This window comes from Xenorhabdus vietnamensis (genome assembly GCF_002127535.1).
GTDB lineage: Bacteria > Pseudomonadota > Gammaproteobacteria > Enterobacterales > Enterobacteriaceae > Xenorhabdus > Xenorhabdus vietnamensis.
Genome location: NZ_MUBJ01000004.1, coordinates 58,924 through 79,573, shown reverse-complemented (window position 1 = coordinate 79,573; position 20,650 = coordinate 58,924). Strand labels below are relative to the sequence as shown.

Here is a 20,650-nt window from a genome sequence, read left to right as displayed (position 1 = left end):
TATTCATTCTTCAAAACCTATCCCGAGAGTATTAATAAACTAATGGGATAGGTTACTATTTTAGTATCAAAAACTTATTTCCCACATTCTATATTTCCAGAAATGAATTTTTCATATATTAATATTTCCTTTATTTTTATGTTATAAATTGGGAAATAGAAAGAATATTTTTGATTAAATTGATATTTAATAGGTTTACTTCCTCTTTCATTCCGCCCACAATTAGTCATGTTATTCCGCTACAAGAGGAAATTATGAGTCATTTTTTCGCCCAATTATCCCGCCTAAAATTAATTAGCCGTTGGCCTCTTATGCGAAATGTGCGTACAGAAAATGTTTCAGAACACAGCTTGCAGGTTGCTTTTGTCGCACATGCTCTGGCAATAATCAAAAATCGTAAATTCAATGGTAATGTCAATGCTGAACGGATCGCTCTGCTGGCAATGTATCACGATGCCAGCGAAGTTATTACCGGGGATTTACCAACCCCTATTAAGTATTACAATCCCCAAATTGCCCATGAATATAAAAAGATAGAAAAAATAGCCCAGCAAAAGCTATTGCATATGCTACCCCCTGAACTACAGGATGACTTTCGTTCTATCTTAGATGAACATCATCATACTGAAGAAGAAATCTGTATTATCAAGCAAGCTGATGCGTTATGTGCTTACTTGAAGTGTCTGGAAGAACTCTCAGCAGGCAATACTGAGTTCAATCAAGCCAAAAACCGATTGGATAAAACACTGACAGAACGTCGCAGCGAAGAAATGGATTATTTCATGGATGTATTCGTACCGAGCTTCAGCCTCTCACTTGATGAAATAAGTTTATAGGTGATGCTTTGTCACGGTTGTAATTATTCAGCTACGATCACCCAATTGTAATCATCCAGCCATCATAATTCAGCAATGTTAATCTATAACCACAATGCAGCTCCATATTGATACAGGAGCTGCCAGATAGAAACATTAGAATGGGAAAAGTATTGGAATAATTGCCACACTAATCCCCATAACAATCAATGTAAAAGGCACGCCGAGTTTCAGGAAATCGGCAAATCGATATCCGCCTGGCCCAAGCACCAAGGTATTAACGGGAGATGAAACGGGTGTCATAAATGCTGCGGAAACAGCCACACCAATAATCATGGCAAAGGGCAAAGGAGAAACAGCCATTTCATTCGCTGCCGCAATCGCAATCGGTGCCATTAACACCGCTGTCGCCGTATTGGAGATAAACAAACCTATAGCAGCACAAAGTATAAACAGGCACATTAACATCACTCGTGGCCCCATATTGCCTGCGATATCCATCAGACCGCGAACAATGAGATCAATTCCTCCCGTTTTTTGCAATGCCAACGCAAAAGGCATCATACCGACAATCAAAATAATACTCGGCCAATGAATGGCACGATAAGCACTCTCCATATCAATACAACGGAATTTTCCCATTAGCAGACAGGCAATTAACGCAGCAATAAAATTCGGGATTTCATTGGTCAACATCATAGCAACCATCAGAGCAAGGCAGAATAAGGCATGGGGCGCTTGTGAAGCAGCGGGAGCTGCACTTTCTACTTCAATAGGCAGATTCAACACAATAAAATCAGGAGTTTTCGTTTTCAATGCACGGATCAATTTCCAATCGCCAATCACCAGCAGCGTGTCACCAAGCAACAAAGGTTCATCCACTAACTTCCCTTCCAGTGCTTTTCTGCCACGACGAATTCCCACCACATTCAGCCCATAACGCGTACGAAATTTCATACCACGCAATGATTGCCCCAAGAGATCAGACTCAGGGATCACGGAAACTTCAGCCATACCGACATCACGGGACTGCTCGGAAAAATATTCCCCACGCAATACCATCGGCTCTAGTTGCTGTTCACTGCAAAACTCCCGCAAATCAACATCACTATCCGACATATCCACCAACAGGACATCCTGATCCCGTAATTCCATATCACCAGTTGCAGCAACCATCACCCGACGAAATTTACGCCAACGCTCAATGCCAATGACATTAGCACCATAACAGGCACGCAGCCCCAATTCGTCCAATGTATGTCCGATCAAGGGTGAACCCTGGCGGATAGAAAAACGGCGAGCGCGGCCAGATAATTTATAGTCGCGTATCAGATCACGGAATGTCCGATGATAACGTTCGTCCACTGTCTGGTGGTTTTTACCCCCCAACCAGCGGCGAGCAACTAACATGTAAACCACACCGGCTATCAATACTAAAATGCCAATCGGTGTAATGGAGAAGAAATCAAAGCCCCGCAGACCTTCGCGCACCAGCTCACTATTAACGACCATATTGGGTGGTGTTGCCACCAAAGTCATCATGCCACTGATCAAGCCTGCAAACCCTAATGGCATCATCAATCGCCCCGGAGAGATTTTCATTCTGGCAGCGACGCTCAAGACAACGGGAATAAATATTGCCACAACCCCAGTTGAACTCATAAAAGCGCCCAGCCCGGCAACCGATAACATTAACCAAGCCAACATTTTGCTTTCACTGTTACCGGCAACACTAACCAACCAATCGCCCATTTGATAAGCAACCCCGGTTCTCACCAGTCCTTCACCAATAACAAATAAGGCGGCAATCAATAACACATTGGGATCACTAAAACCGACACTGGCTTCGCCTAACGTCAGTGTGCCACTCAAGACAAATGCAATGATCACCAATAAAGCCACAACATCCATTCTGACTTTATTGGTGGTAAAAAGCACAATAGCTATCAACAACAGGGTCAATACCCACAACAATTCGCTACTCAATCTGACCTCTATCAACGATATCTTTTAAATATGATTCATCTGCAATACCAATCTGCCGATTAGCAGATTTGGGCATATATCAAAAGACTACGGGTACAAACGTTAACAAAGTAAGTAGACCATTTTTCTCAGGGAAAATCCCACGTTATGATCAAGAATCGCCCTGATTTGTGGTGTATGTTTTTCATACTTCAAGTTGTAGCCAACAATGCTGCAACTTGAAGGCTATTGGGAATAAAAAGTTATTAGGGATAAAACGTTATTGGATATAAATCGATACATAACCGCCAGATTTGACAATCTCAATATCTTCCAGATTATTAATCGTCAAATGGACTTCATCACGGCGTGGCATCTCTGGCAAATCGTGGACAACAACAACCTGACAGCCTGCATCCAGTCCGGCATGAATCCCTGCAATCGCATCTTCAAAAACCACACACTCCTCTGGCAATAGCCCCAATTTTTTAGCGCCCAGCAAATAAGGTTCAGGGTTTGGTTTTCCATTTGTGACAGACTCAGCCGTCACCCAATGCGCAGGTTCTGGCAACTCTGCCACTTTGTGGCGCGCAGAGGCAAGAGGAACAGTCCCCGATGTCACAATTGCCCACGGAATGTCCAGTGCATTCAATTTATCAATCAGGGCAATGGCACCGGGCAAAGCAGTAATGCCTTCTGTATCTTCTGTTTCAATTTTTTCAATCCATTTGAAAGTGCTGGTGATCGCTTCTTCACTGGCATCTGGCATAAAATGCCGCAGGGATAATATCGCTGGAGTACCATGAACATAGTTCAATACTTCATCTCTATCGATACCCATCTTATCGGCAAACTGAATCCATGCTCGCTCAACCGCAGGCAATGAATCAATCAGAGTACCATCCAAATCGAATAAAAAACCTCTACATTTCAGTACCAAACCCGACTCCTTCAAACGCAGCTATGCGTTAATAATCTGCCCAATCTCAACGGCGCTCAGATGGTATTGCCGAGGGCAAGAGAACCAAAGCGCCAACATACGCTGATACTTATCCCACATCGGCGTCTGGGCATTAAAGCCATGACTGCCGGAATCAAAATGAGTATAGCGCCCCTCTGTATTCACCATAAAACGAACATAAGCAAGATAATGCGGTTCTGTAGCCGCATCAAAGCCTAAAAATGTCATGCGGCGCTCATCCAGTTCCTGTCTATCTTTAAGATTACTTAATGAAATATGCAGCGCATGATACATTTCCATAATATTAATGATAGCCCGACAAGTCTCTTCGGATAACTCACCTAAATCGCGATCTAACTCACGCAATTGTAAACCAAAACCCCGCTCGATAATGGTTTGGTAACGACGATAACGTTCAGCATGTTCAGGCTCCAGCATGGACATGAGTTTGTATTGATTAGAGAGAATTAAACGTTGAGCATGGGTCATTTCCATCGTGGAACTCCTTTAGGAAAGGGATCTATCTTAACCACATCATCGCACCACCCATTTTTTATGAGTAGTGCAAAACAACCATTTATTGATCTGAACGGGGGTTTATTAGTTAATTGATTCAGCAACCGCCAGAATCAGGACTCCGACGATTTAAATATCATCAAGGAAAGAGTTATCCAATTGCTTAAATGCCCGTTTAAGCAACTCAGCCAGTGAAAAATAAGTCGGTGCGCTTTCCACAGGTGCCATTGCAATCCCTGCCTGAGCAAATTTGTCCCGAATTTCATAAAACCATTTCAGCAATCTTTCCGGTAACGGTGTTGCCGCGCGTTTTCCCAGCCACCATAATCCCTGCAACGGCAAACTACAGGCAAATAGTGCTGTCGCTACCGATGGCCCCAATTGACCACCTAAAGCGATTTGCCATGTCAAAGTAAAAATCGCCAATGGCGGCATAAAACGAATACCAAAGCGAATTGCCTTAATCACACGATTTTCAGGAAAAATAGGCGAAAGCTGCTTTGCCAGTGGCCAGATTTTCAGATATTGCTGCCCTAATTGCATTCGCTTGAACCAACCTTGGCTAACAGGTGGCGTCGTGTTCATCATGACCTCAATCAATTAAAGGTATAGTTTTTAAAAAATATCTACAAAAGATAAAATCTTTTTTGTAGTATTAATACTATTAAGTATATTTTGTCTTTATTGCTAGCAAACTGTATCCTACACAGACTTTTATGTTGTTGCAGCAGCAAAACAGGAATTTTGACCTTTTTCGCAACAATTGGATTCGGTTTGTTAATAAATTATTTTATTTTTTAACATTGTTCTCATTTTAAGATTAGATCACAACAAGATCATAGGTATTTTCATGTCAAGTAAGCTGGTACTGGTTCTTAATTGCGGTAGCTCCTCCCTGAAATTCGCTATCATCGACCCTGCTAATGGTGAAGAATATCTTTCTGGTTTGGCTGAATGCTTTAACCTGCCTGAAGCTCGTATTAAATGGAAAATGGATGGCGCGAAAAACGAAGCTGCTTTAGGTGCCGGCGCAGCACACAGCGAAGCGCTGAACTTCATTGTTAATACTATTTTGGCTGAAAAACCAGAACTTTCTGCACAGATTTCAGCTATCGGTCACCGTATTGTTCACGGTGGTGAGAAGTTCACTTCTTCCGTGGTTATCACCGATGAAGTGATTAAAGGTATTGAAGAGGCTATTCCATTCGCACCACTGCACAACCCTGCTCACCTGATCGGTATTGCAGAAGCGAAAAAAGCATTCCCTCATCTGGTTGAGAAAAACATTGCAGTATTTGACACTGCATTCCACCAGACTATGCCTGAAGAAGCATACCTGTACGCACTGCCTTACAACCTGTACAAAGAACATGGCATCCGTCGTTACGGCGCACATGGTACCAGCCATTTCTACGTTTCCCGTGAAGCAGCCAAAATGCTGAACAAGTCAGTTGAAGAGCTGAATGTCATCACCTGCCATTTGGGCAACGGTGGTTCTGTTTCTGCAATTGTCAACGGTCAGTGCGTTGATACCTCCATGGGCCTGACTCCACTGGAAGGTCTGGTCATGGGTACCCGCAGTGGTGACATCGATCCCGCTATCGTATTCCATCTGCACGATGCAATGGGCATGAGTGTCGCTCAGATCAACACTCTGCTGACCAAAGAGTCTGGCTTCCAGGGTCTGACCGAAGTCACCAGCGATTGCCGTTACGTAGAAGATAACTACGAAACCAAAGCTGATGCTAAACGCGCTATGGATGTTTACTGCCACCGTCTGGCTAAATACATCGGCGCATACAGCGCATTGATGGAAGGCCGTCTGGATGCAATTATCTTCACTGGTGGCATCGGTGAAAACTCCTCACTGGTTCGTGAACTGACCATGAAAAAAGTCGCTCTGCTGGGTTTCGAGTATGATCACGAACGTAACCTTATTGCCCGCTTCGGCAAATCAGGCGTTATCACTACAGATAACAGCCGTCCTGCTCTGGTTATCCCAACTAATGAAGAATTGGTCATTGCTCAGGATTCGGCGCGCCTGACTGCATAAGCCGTATGATTTTCAAGAGCCGCCAGCAATGCTGGCGACTCTGTGTTCATGAGTACGTTCTATAAGTACATTGATTAATATTTCCTTAATAAATATTACGTTGGCTCATGGTTCACATTTCGTCTATTCATATAGCATTGAATATATCGCACTGAGTCACATTTATTGACTGACGAGCAACCGTTAAAGAGGTTTCCGTGTCCCGTACAATTATGTTAATCCCTACTGGCACCAGCGTTGGTTTAACCAGTGTCAGTCTGGGTGTTATTCGCTCCATGGAGCAAAAAGGCGTTCGCCTGAGCGTTTTCAAACCTATCGCACAACCACGCCATACTGGTTCTCAGGATCAAACCACCTCCATTATCCGTTCACACTCCAGCATCCATGCTGCAGAACCTCTGGATATGGCACATGTGGAATCACTGCTGACCACTAACAAAAAAGACGTGTTGATGGAAGAGATCGTGGCTCACTACCACGAAAATACCAAAGATGCAGAAGTTGTTCTGATTGAAGGTCTGGTTCCGACCCGCAAGCATCCGTTTGCCCAATCTCTGAACTATGAAATCGCTAAGACCCTGAATGCTGAAATCGTATTCGTGACTGCATTGGGCACCAACAGCCCGGAGCAGCTGAAAGAGCGTATCGAACTGAGCCGTGCTGAATACGGCGGTATCAAGAACCAAAACATTATCGGTGTTATTGTCAACAAACTGAATGCACCTGTTGATGATCAAGGCCGCACCCGCCCAGATTTGTCTGAAATTTTTGACGAATCAACCAAAGCGACTATTGCGCACATCGATCCGAAAACCATTTTCAAAAATAGTCCATTGCCAATTCTCGGCTGCATTCCATGGAGTTTCGATCTGATCGCTACCCGTGCGATTGATATGGCCAAGCACCTGAAAGCTGACATCATCAATGAAGGTGCCATCGCAACCCGTCGCATCAAGTCCGTGACTTTCTGCGCCCGCAGCATTCCTAACATGCTTGAGTACTTCCGTCCGGGTTCTCTGCTAGTGACTTCTGCTGACCGCCCTGACGTACTGATCACTGCGTGTCTGGCTGCCATGAATGGTATTGACGTCGGTGCTGTTTTGCTGACTGGTGGTTACTCAATTGATGAGCCTATCCGTGAACTGTGCGAACGCGCATTCAACACGGGTTTGCCAGTTTTCACTGTGAAAACCAATACATGGCAGACTTCCCTGAACCTGCAAAGTTTCAGTCTGGAAGTTCCGGCCGATGACCATGAGCGCATCGAAAAAATACAGAACTACGTTGCACAACACATTAGCAGCGAATGGATCGATTCTCTAGCAGCAACATCAGAGCGTCCAAATCTCCTGTCTCCACCAGCATTCCGCTATCAGCTGACCGAGCTGGCTCGTCAGGCAGGCAAGCGTGTTGTCCTGCCAGAAGGGGATGAACCCCGTACCGTTAAAGCAGCAGCTATCTGTGCTGAACGCGGCATCGCAGAATGTATCTTGCTGGGCGATCCAGAAGAAATCCGTCGTGTGGCTGCTGCTCAAGGTGTTGAGCTGGGCGCAGGGATTGAGATCGTTAATCCAGCGGCAGTACGTGAACGTTATGTTCCACGTCTGGTTGAGCTGCGCAAGAGCAAAGGCATGACCGAAGTAGTTGCCCGCGAACAACTGGAAGACAACGTGGTTCTGGGCACAATGATGCTGGAGCAAAACGAAGTTGACGGTCTGGTTTCCGGTGCAGTTCATACCACTGCCAACACCATTCGTCCACCATTGCAGTTAATTAAAACTGCACCAAACAGCTCACTGGTATCTTCTGTCTTCTTTATGTTGTTGCCAGAGCAAGTTTTGGTTTACGGTGATTGTGCGATCAACCCAGATCCAACCGCGGAACAACTGTCTGAAATCGCTATCCAATCCGCAGATTCTGCAAAAGCGTTTGGTATCGAACCTCGCGTTGCGATGATCTCCTACTCCACCGGTAACTCTGGTGCAGGCAGTGATGTTGAAAAAGTTCGTGAAGCAACCCGTCTGGCACAAGAAAAACGCCCAGACCTGATCATTGATGGCCCATTACAGTACGACGCGGCAATCATGGCAGACGTGGCGAAATCCAAAGCGCCAAACTCACCAGTTGCTGGTCAGGCTACCGTGTTTATCTTCCCGGATCTGAACACCGGTAACACCACTTATAAAGCGGTACAGCGCTCTGCGGATCTGGTCTCCATCGGGCCAATGCTGCAAGGTATGCGCAAGCCAGTTAACGACCTGTCCCGTGGCGCACTGGTTGATGATATCGTTTATACCGTTGCACTGACTGCAATTCAGGCAACTCAGCAAGAAAACGCATAATTTTCTGGTTGCATAAAATATGCCCCACGCCAATAGCATGGGGCTATTTTTTTATGATGTACCCTGAACGTCTCTGAAGAAAATCAATCAGAGCACGTACCTTAGCAGAGATATGGCGCGTATTGGGATAAACTGCATACACGCCCTGCGAGGGGAAATGGTAATCGGGCAGCAAGTGCTGTAGTTCCCCGCTTGCCAGAGCGAGTCGGACGAGCCACTCCGGTAACAATGCAACACCACAACCTTCCAGTATAAAACTCATCAGCGCAGAAGCACTGTCAGTTGAGAACCTGACGGGCCCAGTGATGGAAAAATCGATCTTCTGCTGTTCCGGACCCGTTACTTGCCAGCGTAGAGGAGACTGGAGACGAGTATGAATAACCCATTCTGCCTTACCCAATGTATTAAGCGAATCTATTGGATTATTTTTAATCCATTTCGGCGCGGCTACCGGGAGTATTGAAAAGTTATCTATTAGCGCTGCGTGATAACTGGAATCAGCCAGTTTACCAAGACGAATAGCAACATCGAAGTGCTCTGAAATGAGATCGGCATGATAGGAAGACGAAACGTGGCGAATACTCAGCTCTGGGTGTGCCTGCCCGAATGCCACTAAAGCAGGGATAATCATTGTAGTGCCATATTCCGGTGTACTGGTTATTCGTAGCTCACCACCAAATCCTCGATGACTGAATTGCACATCGTTCACGATATCTTCTGTCTCTTTCAGAAGATGAACACTACGCAGGTAAAAAGCCTCCCCCGCTTGCGTCAGTGCCAGACGTCGGGTAGTGCGCAACAACAACGACACACCAAGCTCCGCCTCCAGTTGCTGGATGTTAAAACTGACTACTGCCTTCGTTTGTCTGAGCGTGGCTGCTGCTGATGTGAAACTCCCCGCCTCTACCACGGCCACAAACATGGCTACACGCTGTAAGTTGAGCATAAATTCTCTGCTTACTGTCAAATATTTTTTGACAGTGTATCACTGCGGCAGCGCTTTATCCTTCCCATTACCGGAATTATATTATTCGTTTTTAACAGGGAAGAGAGTATGAATTATCGTAATAAAGTCGCGGTTGTTTACCTTCTTGGCTTTTTCCTCGACTTAGTAAATATGTTTATCTCCAATGTTGCTTATCCCACGATAGGTAAGGAAATGCATGCTTCAGTGGCTGAGTTGGCATGGATCAGTAATGGCTACATATGTGGGCTCACGCTTATTATCCCTCTCAGTGCGTGGTTGACACAGCGTGCAGGTGCCCGGCGGGTATTCTTACTTTCGTTGGCCTTATTTGCACTGGGAACAGCGGCATCTGGATTTGCACATTCACTTGAGGAACTGGTTTTCTGTCGGGTCGTGCAGGGTATTGGCGGTGGACTGTTGATACCCGTTGGTCAGGCGTTGACATGGCAGCTTTATGCAAAACATGAGCGGGCTAAACTTTCATCTGTCATTATGCTGGTAGCGCTGCTGGCCCCGGCATTATCTCCTGCCGTGGGTGGCGTGCTGGTCCAAACACTCAACTGGCGTTGGGTCTTCTTTGCCAGCCTGCCGCCAACCCTGCTGACACTGATATTGGCTTTCATATGGTTACAGGACGGGATTACGTCTGAAAAAAATAAAATACTCGATCTCTCTGGTCTTGTAATCGGATGTGCTAGCCTGTTTCTCATTTTACTGGGAATGACAAAAATAAGTGATGCAGGAGGCACTGCAAAAGGCACGGCATTTTTCTTATCAGGTGCCATTTTATTGGCCTTTTTCATTATTCGCAGTAGTCGGCATCCTGCACCACTTTTCAGCTTTCACCTCCTTTCTGATCCGTTGATGCGCTTTTCAATGCTGGTTTATCAGTTCGTGCCTGGCATGTTTATGGGGGTAAGTCTGGTTGGCGTTATTTATCTGCAAACATTTCTCGGTATGTCTGCCGCTGAGACAGGGGCATTGATGATCCCTTGGTCGCTGGCTTCGTTTCTGGCGATCACGGTTACAGGCAAAACATTTAACCGTTTGGGACCACGACCTCTCATCATGACCGGTTGTCTGCTGCAGGTGATCGGCATTCTGTTACTTTCGGTGGTGACCCACGACGGGCAGAACTACCTGCTGGTGATGGCTTTTGCACTGATGGGGATGGGAGGGAGTCTGTGCAGCAGCACCGCCCAGAGTAGTGCTTTCCTTGAGATATCAGCCACAGCCATGCCCGAAGCAAGTGCATTGTGGAACATAAACCGTCAGCTCAGCTTCTGCTTTGGTGTAGCACTATTGAGTTTGTTACTCAATCTGCTTATCAGCCATCTCGCCCTGCGGGAAGCTTACATGTGGACATTTTATACAGCAGCAGCCGGTGCTCTTATCCCACTCCTGCTCAGCTTGAACATCAACAACCGGAACGTAAAACTTAATCTTTTATCAGAAGAGAATAACTAATGAACCATTATTTTAATGAAGTGTTGGAGGCTCATATTGCCATTGAGAACTGGCTTGGCAAAGGTGAAGGAAACGTGCAGACACTCCTTGACCGTTTCAGCCAGGATTATTCAATGATCACGATAACAGGCACAACGCTTGAGCATGAGTCTCTGAGCCGTTTTTTTGTTGCTCAACGTGCAAGCCGCCCGGGATTACATATTGTCGTGGATTCACTGTCTGTCTTGGAAGAGCGGGAGAATGGGGCTGTGATTTTATATCGAGAACAGCAGACCGAGCCAAACAAGGAGACCACTGTGCGCTGGTCAACCGCTATCTTTAACCTTCATCCAGATACACCGGTCTGGCTTCATTTGCACGAAACATTACAGTCAAGCAATTCAGGTTAAATGAATAATTATGAAAATCAGGTTACAGCCCTCTTTATTTAAAACATAACAAACCTGAAATTCATATAGTATATAATGCAGCCACCCATGCTTTTTTAGTTAATAAAGTATGGGCGCTGCGATAGCATTGCGAACAAATCCAGTCATATATTCAATATATTGTTATTACAAAAGCATTGTCATAGATATAATTTAGAATAAAATTGGATTAATAAATAAAATATTTCACATGCCTCTTTATTAAAATAACAGTTCTAAAAATCAATATATACCGTTCGTCCTTGAATATGCATGATTTCTGTCTCAACTCAAACCATGCTCAATGACATGAAAATTAGTTGTGTATTTAATGTGTTGAAATTTTTTATTGCAGCACAAATTTACGCTTAAGGTTGTAAAGCAATTTATATGCTCTCAACAGTATTAGATGCAATACAATGAAATTCATAATACAAGAACTCGTTTGCCGATTAAATGATAATTTTCAAATACTGAAACCTGCATCTTCAAGTTAAGCTTGTATAGATTATTTTTATCCCTTTTTATTTACTATACCTAATGGATTTCAAGATGCGTCGCGGCGGCAAGGGAACGAATTCCCCGGAGCATAGATAACTATGTGACCGGGGTAAGTACAGCCAACAAATAAGCAACTTGAAAGACAAAGGGTATATATTAATTTGCCATTTTCTCCCGACTTTTCCTTCTGCGCCAAAAAAATTCCAATATTACAAACCACACTGGCGTACCATATAATGCAATACGGGTGTCATAATCAAATATCATAATCACCACCGTGAAGGCAAAAAATATCAAAGTACACCAAGTCATGGGAATCCCCATCGGCATTTTATAGATGGATTTTTCATGCAGGTCAGACCGTTTCTTTCGGTAAGCCAGATAAGCAAGCAATATCATACACCAGCTGTAAATAACCATAATGGCTGCTACTGTAGTCACAATAGTAAATAATTTCATTACATTGGGGATGATAAACAGCAAGAATACACCACTTGCCATGCAAAAAACCGAGAACATCAAACTGAAAACAGGTACTGCGCTTTTTATAGAAAGTTGCCCAAATTTACTATGCGCCAATTTTTCCGTCGACAATCCATAAAGCATTCGGGTGCAGGCATATAACCCACTGTTCGCTGAAGACATAGCCGAAGTCAACGCAACAAAATTTATCACCGCTGCTGCTGCCGGCAATCCGGCCAGTGCAAACAATGTCACAAATGGGCTGACATCTGGTGAAATATGTGGCCACGAAGTAACAGCAATAATGCACATGATGGAAAGTACGTAAAAAATGATTACCCTAATAGGAATGCTGTTGATCGCTTTCGGTAAAACTTTCTCTGGCTCTTTGGTTTCAGCCGTCACAGTGCCAATCAGCTCGATACCTGTAAAAGAGAAAATGGCAATCTGAAAACCCGCCAGAAATCCGAATACGCCATTAGGCAGGAATACTTCAGGTTCCGTCAAATGACGAACAGAAGCTGTCACGCCATTCGGTGAAGTCCATCCCACAAAAACCATGCTAATACCAACGATAATCAAGGCAACTATCGCTACGACTTTAATCATGGCAAACCAGAATTCCGCCTCACCAAACAGCCGCACTGAAAAAAAGTTACATAAGCACATTAACCCCAGGGTAAACAGTGCCGTTAGCCAGAGCCAACTATCGGGGAACCAATACTGAATATACCCGCCGCATACCACAACATCAGCAATACAACTGACAACCCAGCTCATCCAATAGGTCCATCCCAGAAAATAGCTGGCTTTATCCCCAAGATAATCAGCTACAAAATCGGCAAACGTCCTATAATCCAGTTTAGAGAGCAATAACTCCCCCATTGCCCTCATTACCATAAAGGCAAAAAAGCCAATCAAAAGATAAGTCAGGATAATTGAAGTCCCTGATACGGCAATAGTTTTCCCAGTGCCCATAAACAATCCCGTACCAATAGCACCTCCAATTGCGATCAACTGGATATGACGTTTACCTAATCCACGATGAAGTTTCTGCGCACCTGTGGATTGTTCCACAGGTGTTTTTAATGGTTTCGTCATCAATAACCTCTACGGCTTGTTTTTTTATGAATTGATTATGTTACTTTCGCCAACAACAAGCCTGCCCGCAGCCCAATAGCAACATGAGCATTAGGAAACAGAATAAAGTTTGCGGGAGACGTGATTTTCCAAGATTGATTTTGCTGGCGGGCGATTTCAAAACCTTCCGGTAACTGAGTAAAATTTTTCGTATCCTCCGGAATATTGAGCTGAAAACTGTCGTGTTGTTTGATAATTGCATCAACCACACGGTAGCATTCAAGTGTTGGTTTCTCTCGTTTAATTGAAAACAATCCAGCGATTAAATCCTGCAAGGCCGCAGTAATATTACTGAACCTTGCCAACTCGTTTTGTCCAAAAGGAAGTACTTGACCTATTTCCAACGTGCAACTGTCTGCATTGAAATATTCACTGGTAAAGTTACTGAACGTACCTCCTACCTTATTATGAAATACCAGAGCATCAATATCGCTATCTTCCAACCATTGTAAGAAATCAGCGGCATATTCACGCGGCTGGTAGGGCAGTAAAGCAAATTGCTCATGGCAGGAACCTCGAATGGCGGTGTGAAGATCAAGGTGTCTGTGTCTGGTTGATGCCATAACCGCTGGTTCATTAAAAAACTGACGGATAACAGACTCCAATTCCATTGCGCGCTTCGATTCATTCCCCGAAGGAAAATTTTGGTAACGGCCGCCAAACATGCGGTTGAGATCATTATCAATATATCGCCGCCCTTCACGCATGGCAGGTAGGTTGCCGAATATCAACAGAAGATTATGCTGCAACGGTAAGTGTCCCTGCGCCAGTTGTGATAATAACTGGATCAGTATTTCCACAGGTGCTGTTTCGTTACCATGAATTCCGGCTGAGATAATCAGCGTATCCACTGTTTTCTCTTGTGAAGATGATTGTTGTGACTGTTGTAATTCTTGTGGCAGTGGTAATTCTTGTGATCGTGGTAATAGCTGCAACACGCCTTCCGCCAACCACGATGATTTAATTGTTGGCGGAAAACACAAATTGTTTTCGATTTTGTTTTCAAACAGTTTATTTTCAAGTAATAAGGCCAATAAATCCATTTTATCTCCTGATTAGCGCTGAAACTCGTATATCGAACCAAGCTTGAGGATCTGCGTCAGTTCATCAAGGGCAGAATAGACTTCGCTTAACAGTTGCGGATCAACTAAATCAGCCGCATACAAAGAATCACGATAATGGCGCTCAACCCATACCGTCAGGCGTTGATAAAGTTCTGGTGTCATTAAGGTAGCAGGATTGACTGCCGCCAATTCTTGTTCGTTCAAAACAACCCTGAGCCGCAAACAAGCTGGCCCACCGCCATTGCGCATACTCTCCCGCAAATCAAAGAAATGGAGCTTACTGATAGGGGAATTTCCTCGCGCAATCAACTCTTGTAAATAAGCTGAGACATTGTGATTTTGGCGGCACTCTTCCGGTAAAATCAACATCATGCTGCCATCTGGCTGGCTTAATAATTGACTGTTAAACAAGTAAGATTCCACCACATCTTGAATTTTGATTTGCTCAGTAGGAACTTCAATCGCAGTCAAGGTATGCCCGAGCTGAGCCATTTTTTCCCCTAACTCGCTCAATACCGATCGCTGATTCAAGAAAGCCTGCTGATGGTAGAAAAGCACATTACGATTGCTGACTGCGATAACATCGTTGTGAAAAACACCACTATCAATGGCAACAGGATTTTGTTGGGCAAATACGGTTCTGGAACTTTCAAGCTGATGCAGGCGGGCAACAGCCTGACTCGCCTCCAGCGTCTGCCGTGCTGGATAGCGCTCAGGCGCAATACCTTCCTGTAATGCTTTGCGTCCATAGACAAATAACTGTACGCCTGCTTCGCCATATTCGCCGCAAAAACGATTATGGTTCGCTGCCCCTTCATCTCCCCAATCCGCATGTTGTGGCAGAGGATCATGATGGGTGAAATAATTTTGATCAGGAAAAGTCGCTTTCAGGGCACGTGAAGTAGTGATGCTTTCCAGAGAACGATGTAACTTATTATTTAAATTTGCCACCGTAAAATGGACACGCTGATCCGCACTATCTGCTGAAGGAGAAACCGTTGCTGCATTTGCAGTCCACATGGAAGAAGCAGAACTGAGGTTGGACAGCAATAATGGGGAATATTGCGCTGCTTTATTGAGTACCTGTTCGTCACTGCCCGTAAACCCCAGCTGCCGCAATACCGGGAGATTAGGACGTTGTTGCGGGGGCAGAACCCCCTGCACCAATCCCATATCAGACAGTGCCTTCATTTTCATCAATCCCTGAAGTGCGGCTTTACGGGGATTGGATTCCTGCCCCCGATGATTCATGGAGGCCTCATTTCCCATTGATAGCCCGGCATAATGGTGGGTCATTCCTACCAGGCCATCAAAATTCGCTTCAATTCCCGACATAATCACCTCTGACATCCTATTTATTAATGAAAAATTAAGACTGGAAAAAATCAAGGCCCGGAGCTAGGGTGTCCGGCAGAATCAAATTGTCAGCCGTCAGGGATGCCATCGGCCATGCACAATAATCTGCAGCATAATAAGCACTAGGGCGATGATTCCCTGATGCTCCAATACCACCAAATGGTGCTTTACTGGATGCCCCCGTAAGCGGCTTATTCCAATTCACAATCCCTGCCCTCGCTTCCTGCAATAATCGCCTGAACAAGGAGGAATCAGGAGAAATCAACCCAGAAGCCAGCCCAAACCGTGTGTTATTCGCAATCGAGATGGCTTCGTCGAAAGTGGCATAGCGCGTTAAAGTCAGCAGAGGGCCAAAATATTCTTCATCAGGAACGTCTTTGACGCTGGTCATATCAATGATACCGGGAGTCATAAACGTTGAATGCGGTTCGGGCTGGTTTAAGGTAAGCAACGAGATTCCACCTAAGGCCAGTAATCTGGACTGAGCTTCCAACAAACTTTCCGTTGCCGCCAAAGAGATTACACCGCCCATAAAAGGCTGAGGCTCAGCATCCCAATGTGCCTGGACAATCTGACCCGCGGCATCAAGCAATCGTTGGATTAAGGCATCTCCTTTCTCTCCTTGTTTCACCAGCAATCTGCGGGCACATGTACAGCGCTGTCCTGCGGAGATAAAAGCGGATTGGATAATGGTATAAACTGCCGCTTCAATATCATCATAATCATCCACAATCAGCGCATTATTCCCCCCCATTTCCAACGCCAGCATTTTCTCTGGCTGACCCGCCAGTACACGATGGAAGTGGAATCCCGTTGCTGCACTACCAGTAAACAACACACCATCAATTTCACGGCTGTCCAACAACGCTCCACCAGTTTCCTTGCCTCCCTGCACCAGATTCAAAACGCCTATCGGCAACCCCGCCTTAATCCATAACTCTACGGTTTTTTCGGCTGTTATTGGTGTTAATTCACTGGGTTTGAACACTAATGTATTACCCGCGATCAACGCAGGAACAATATGCCCATTCGGCAAATGGCCCGGAAAATTATAGGGGCCGAAAATGGCCATGACGCCATGAGGACGATGCTGCAATATTGCCTTACCATCTGGCATGGGTATTTCAGAATATCCTGTCCGCTCTTCCCACGCTTCTATGGAGATGGCAATTTTACCTATCATGGATTGGACTTCTGTCCGTGTTTCCCACAGCGGCTTACTGGTTTCTTCACTGATCACACGGGCGATATTTTCTTTTTCCTGTTTTAGTAACTCAGCAAATGCTTGAATAATCGCAATACGTTTTTCAACCGCCAGTCTCGACCACTCTGGAAATGCCTTACGGGCTGATTGGCAAGCATTATCCACCTGACGGGCAGAAGCCCCATTCGCCTGCCATAAAACCTGTTGATCAACAGGAGAGTATTTAGTGACAGGCAAACCCTGCCCTGCTATCCAATCACCGCCAATGTAATTTGCTTGATGATTCATTATGAAAACCCTTAATTGCGAAAACACTTAATTGTGAAAACACCCAAGATGTGAAAACACTTAAGAGAAAAGAGAAACAAAACGCACCGGATCGCCATCATTCACGTGAAGTGTGTCCATCTCTGCGGAGGTCAGATAAAGTTCATCACCCTCCACGGGATGGGAAAAATTCAAGAGTAACGCCCGGAATTTCTGGAAATGCAGATTAGAAACAATGCACTGTATGCCATTCTGCGGACGGGAAAAATCTGTAATTTTTTTAACATGTACAAGCCGGCTGGCTTTGACCGTACGTACATTGTCAATTTCCGCATCCAAGATGGCACCAGCATCAAAAATATCGACTGCGCCGTTATAAGAGAATCCTTCTTTTTCTAAAATGGTACGGGCCGGTATAGTATTTTCATGCACCTGACCGATAACCCGACGGGCATCTTCAGATAATAGCGGGACATAAATCGGGTAGAATGGCATTAATTCTGCAATAAAATTTTTCGTGCCAATTCCAGTTAAATAATCCGCCTGCTCAAAAGAAACGTTGAAAAAGTGTTGCCCCAGAGCATTCCAAAACGGAGATTCACCTTGTGTATTCACAACTCCACGCATTTCCGCAAAAATAGATTTTGGGAAAAGATGCCTGAATGCGGAAATGAATAAAAATCGGCTTCTGGAAAGAAAAACGCCATTACCTCCTCCTTGATAATCAGGGTTAAGGAACAACGTACACAATTCGCTGCATCCGGTGTAATCCTGACCGACAATCAGCGTTTCAAACGTGTTGTAAACCCCTAATTCGCGGGAAGCTCGTACTGATTTATGTACGCGGAAATTGTAGAAAGGCTCTTCCAGCCCAACAGCAACTTCCAGCGCACTGACACCAACAACACGATGCTCTTCCGTGTCTTCCAAGGTAAATAAAAATCCTTGTTGTGCTCGTCCCCTAGCATCGTTGAAAGAATCAATGCTGCGTGAAATCCGTGCCGTCAGATATTCCTGATTATTTGGTAATGTCGTCAGGCCAACGCCAGCACGGGACGAAAGATTGAGGATATCCCCCAAATCTTTATGTTGAACGGATCTAAATAGCATCATGATATCACCTCAAATAGGCTTTATTCCTGAACAAATCGCTTGAGAGCGTTTTCAAGGCGGATGAAACCGTCGTTGATATCCTGCTGTTCGATATTTAATGCAGGAGCAAAACGCAACACATCGGGGCCAGCTATCAAGGCAATCAATCCCTCTTCCGCAGCGATATTAGTCAGGATCTTCGCTTTGCCCTGATATTTCTTATCCAATTCAGCCCCCAGCAATAACCCTTTTCCACGTAATTCATGGAATACCTGATAACGCTGATTAAGCTCAGACATGCGCTCCATGAATTCATGGTGGCGTTCTTGCACCCCCACCAGAAACTCCGGCTGATTCACTAACTCAATGACTTTACCGGCAACGGCTGCTGCCAGCGGATTTCCACCAAATGTTGTCCCGTGTGTCCCCGGCTGGAAAGCTTCAGCAATATGTTGCCTAACTAACATGGCACCGATTGGGAATCCACCACCAAGTCCCTTGGCACTGGTCAGAATATCTGGTTCTACGCCAGTTTCCTCGTAGGCATACAAATACCCAGTCCGGCCGACACCAGTTTGGATTTCGTCAAAAATCAGCAATGCCTGATGTTGATCACATAATTCCCGGAGCGCTTTCAAAAATGCAGGCTCGGCAGGAATCACACCACCTTCTCCGATGATCGGCTCAACAATCACAGCACAGGTTTTTTCTGATATGTGAGCCTTGATAGCGTCGATATCGTTGAATGGCAGGTGAGTAATTTGCTGTGGCAATGGAGCAAAGTCTTGAGAGTATTTAGGCTGTCCACCCACAGTCACAGTAAATAATGTTCTGCCGTGGAAGGAGTTCTCAAATGAAATAATTTCGGTCTTATGATTGCCATATTTATCAAGAGAATATTTTCTGGCAATTTTTAATGCAGCTTCATTCGCTTCCGCACCGGAATTACAGAAAAAAACTTTATCTGCAAATGTATTTTCAACCAGAGATTTAGCCAGTTTTAAAACCGGCTCATTTGTATAGCCATTACCAATATGCCAGATGTTTTCCATTTGAAAATTTAATGCATTCTTTAATTCATCATTAGCATGCCCTAATGAATTAACAGCAATTCCACCAGCAAAATCAATGTATTCCTTACTATTTTGATCCCAGACACGCGAGCCTTTGGCAACGACAGGAATAAAATTTGCTGGTGAAAAACAGGGAACCATATACTGGTCAAACCAATTTCTTTGAATCGTGTTCGTCATTTGTTATTCCTCAAATAATTAGGATATAAAAAGAAAAGTAAATTTATATATCATTGAATTTAATTTTTAATTAATGGTTCTACTTAGATTATCAACTCATTAGTTTGATACATTTCAATGACATTATCGCAAGATCTTCTTTATCCTTATTGATTAGTAATTAATCTCATAATCCCTTTGAGCTTTAACAAAGTCAATACAATAAAATCACAATGAATTTACTTTTATGATGTTTTTCACAATTTATAAAAATGAATTTATTGTCAATTTATGCACCATTTATGCATAAAAAAATAAATAAAAAGAAGTAAATAATCGAAGATAACGGAAATGTGGTATTATCGCTTAATAATTATTCATAGATCATGGGTATAACTTATACCCATGATCTGAAAAATTTATTTGCAATTAACAATTTTCACCCCAAATATCAATAATATTATTTAAAATCAAAATGTTAAAAAATAATATTCCAATTTTTATTTCCATAGCACAACGTAACTGATGATCTAAGAATAAAACTTTCAGGAAGATTAAGGCTACTTTACTTTGTCAACAGAGGGTTCAATGACTCCCACATCAAGAATCTGTTTTTTTCATTATCAATCCTTGAAATAATATCCTGTGTCGATCACCATATCCTATAAGATTCAATCTCTTAGTAGGATAATTAAAATAGCCTGTAAAAAAATTCCAAAATCAAGGGAGTTTAATAGATATATACGCAATTAACTTGAAGATGCGGGTTTTAAAATCTGGAAATTATCAGTCAGACGGGTAATGAGTTCACTGGCTTTTTCTGGCAACGTGACATGAAA

The 20,650-nt window shown here is 44.1% G+C and carries 16 protein-coding genes; 5 read left to right on the top strand and 11 right to left on the bottom strand.

Going from position 1 to position 20,650, the window contains the following annotated elements; translation table 11 throughout:
* Positions 1–254 precede the first annotated feature (254 nt).
* Positions 255–836: a 5'-deoxynucleotidase gene (gene yfbR, locus Xvie_RS05525; RefSeq protein WP_086108360.1), complete on the top strand. Its 582-nt coding sequence runs from the start codon at positions 255–257 to the stop codon at positions 834–836.
* A 135-nt stretch (positions 837–971) separates the two neighbouring features.
* On the opposite strand, the gene Xvie_RS05520 is transcribed toward yfbR, so the two are convergent.
* From Xvie_RS05520 to yfbV, 4 genes are all read right to left on the bottom strand, one after another.
* Positions 972–2,801: an SLC13 family permease gene (locus Xvie_RS05520; protein ID WP_086108359.1), complete on the bottom strand. Its 1,830-nt coding sequence runs from the start codon at positions 2,799–2,801 to the stop codon at positions 972–974.
* 259 nt (positions 2,802–3,060) lie between these two features.
* On the bottom strand, positions 3,061–3,720 hold the full coding sequence (locus tag Xvie_RS05515) for a sugar phosphatase (RefSeq protein WP_279625674.1): 660 nt from the start codon (positions 3,718–3,720) through the stop codon (positions 3,061–3,063).
* A gap of 21 nt (positions 3,721–3,741) precedes the next feature.
* Positions 3,742–4,236, bottom strand: coding sequence for a YfbU family protein (locus tag Xvie_RS05510; RefSeq protein ID WP_086108357.1), 495 nt, complete (start codon positions 4,234–4,236; stop codon positions 3,742–3,744).
* A gap of 150 nt (positions 4,237–4,386) precedes the next feature.
* On the bottom strand, positions 4,387–4,842 hold the full coding sequence (yfbV, locus tag Xvie_RS05505; protein WP_086108356.1) for a terminus macrodomain insulation protein YfbV: 456 nt from the start codon (positions 4,840–4,842) through the stop codon (positions 4,387–4,389).
* Between the two features lie 265 nt (positions 4,843–5,107).
* Between yfbV and ackA the strand changes: the two genes are divergently transcribed.
* Together ackA and pta are read left to right on the top strand one after the other, a co-directional pair.
* Complete coding sequence (gene ackA, locus Xvie_RS05500; RefSeq protein WP_086108355.1) at positions 5,108–6,310, top strand: acetate kinase; 1,203 nt, start codon at positions 5,108–5,110, stop codon at positions 6,308–6,310.
* Positions 6,311–6,507: 197 nt separating this feature from the next.
* Positions 6,508–8,652, top strand: coding sequence for a phosphate acetyltransferase (gene pta, locus Xvie_RS05495; RefSeq protein ID WP_086108354.1), 2,145 nt, complete (start codon positions 6,508–6,510; stop codon positions 8,650–8,652).
* Positions 8,653–8,695: 43 nt separating this feature from the next.
* On the opposite strand, the gene Xvie_RS05490 is transcribed toward pta, so the two are convergent.
* Positions 8,696–9,598, bottom strand: a complete 903-nt coding sequence (locus Xvie_RS05490) for a LysR family transcriptional regulator (protein ID WP_086108353.1) — start codon at positions 9,596–9,598, stop codon at positions 8,696–8,698.
* Between the two features lie 108 nt (positions 9,599–9,706).
* Here Xvie_RS05490 and Xvie_RS05485 point away from each other — a divergent pair, with 108 nt between their 5' ends.
* Positions 9,707–11,086: an MFS transporter gene (locus Xvie_RS05485; RefSeq protein ID WP_086108352.1), complete on the top strand. Its 1,380-nt coding sequence runs from the start codon at positions 9,707–9,709 to the stop codon at positions 11,084–11,086.
* Positions 11,086–11,475, top strand: a complete 390-nt coding sequence (locus Xvie_RS05480) for a DUF4440 domain-containing protein (protein ID WP_086108351.1) — start codon at positions 11,086–11,088, stop codon at positions 11,473–11,475. The genes Xvie_RS05485 and Xvie_RS05480 overlap by 1 nt, the downstream gene beginning before the upstream one ends.
* Before the next feature lie 675 nt (positions 11,476–12,150).
* Here Xvie_RS05480 and Xvie_RS05475 read toward each other — a convergent pair.
* From Xvie_RS05475 to Xvie_RS05450, 6 genes are read right to left on the bottom strand one after another with little or no spacing between them, the layout of a single operon-like run.
* Positions 12,151–13,557 carry an amino acid permease gene (locus Xvie_RS05475; RefSeq protein ID WP_086108350.1) on the bottom strand — a complete coding sequence of 469 codons (1,407 nt, stop codon included), beginning with the start codon at positions 13,555–13,557 and terminating at the stop codon, positions 12,151–12,153.
* A 35-nt stretch (positions 13,558–13,592) separates the two neighbouring features.
* On the bottom strand, positions 13,593–14,639 hold the full coding sequence (gene astE / locus Xvie_RS05470) for a succinylglutamate desuccinylase (RefSeq protein WP_086108349.1): 1,047 nt from the start codon (positions 14,637–14,639) through the stop codon (positions 13,593–13,595).
* A 12-nt stretch (positions 14,640–14,651) separates the two neighbouring features.
* Positions 14,652–15,995, bottom strand: a complete 1,344-nt coding sequence (gene astB / locus Xvie_RS05465) for an N-succinylarginine dihydrolase (RefSeq protein ID WP_086108348.1) — start codon at positions 15,993–15,995, stop codon at positions 14,652–14,654.
* A gap of 34 nt (positions 15,996–16,029) precedes the next feature.
* Positions 16,030–17,508, bottom strand: a complete 1,479-nt coding sequence (astD, locus tag Xvie_RS05460; protein WP_086108347.1) for a succinylglutamate-semialdehyde dehydrogenase — start codon at positions 17,506–17,508, stop codon at positions 16,030–16,032.
* 60 nt (positions 17,509–17,568) lie between these two features.
* Entirely contained in the window at positions 17,569–18,600 is a 1,032-nt protein-coding gene (gene astA / locus Xvie_RS05455) for an arginine N-succinyltransferase (RefSeq protein WP_086108346.1), read from the bottom strand.
* Between the two features lie 20 nt (positions 18,601–18,620).
* Complete coding sequence (locus Xvie_RS05450; RefSeq protein WP_086108345.1) at positions 18,621–19,832, bottom strand: aspartate aminotransferase family protein; 1,212 nt, start codon at positions 19,830–19,832, stop codon at positions 18,621–18,623.
* Positions 19,833–20,650: the final 818 nt, after the last annotated feature.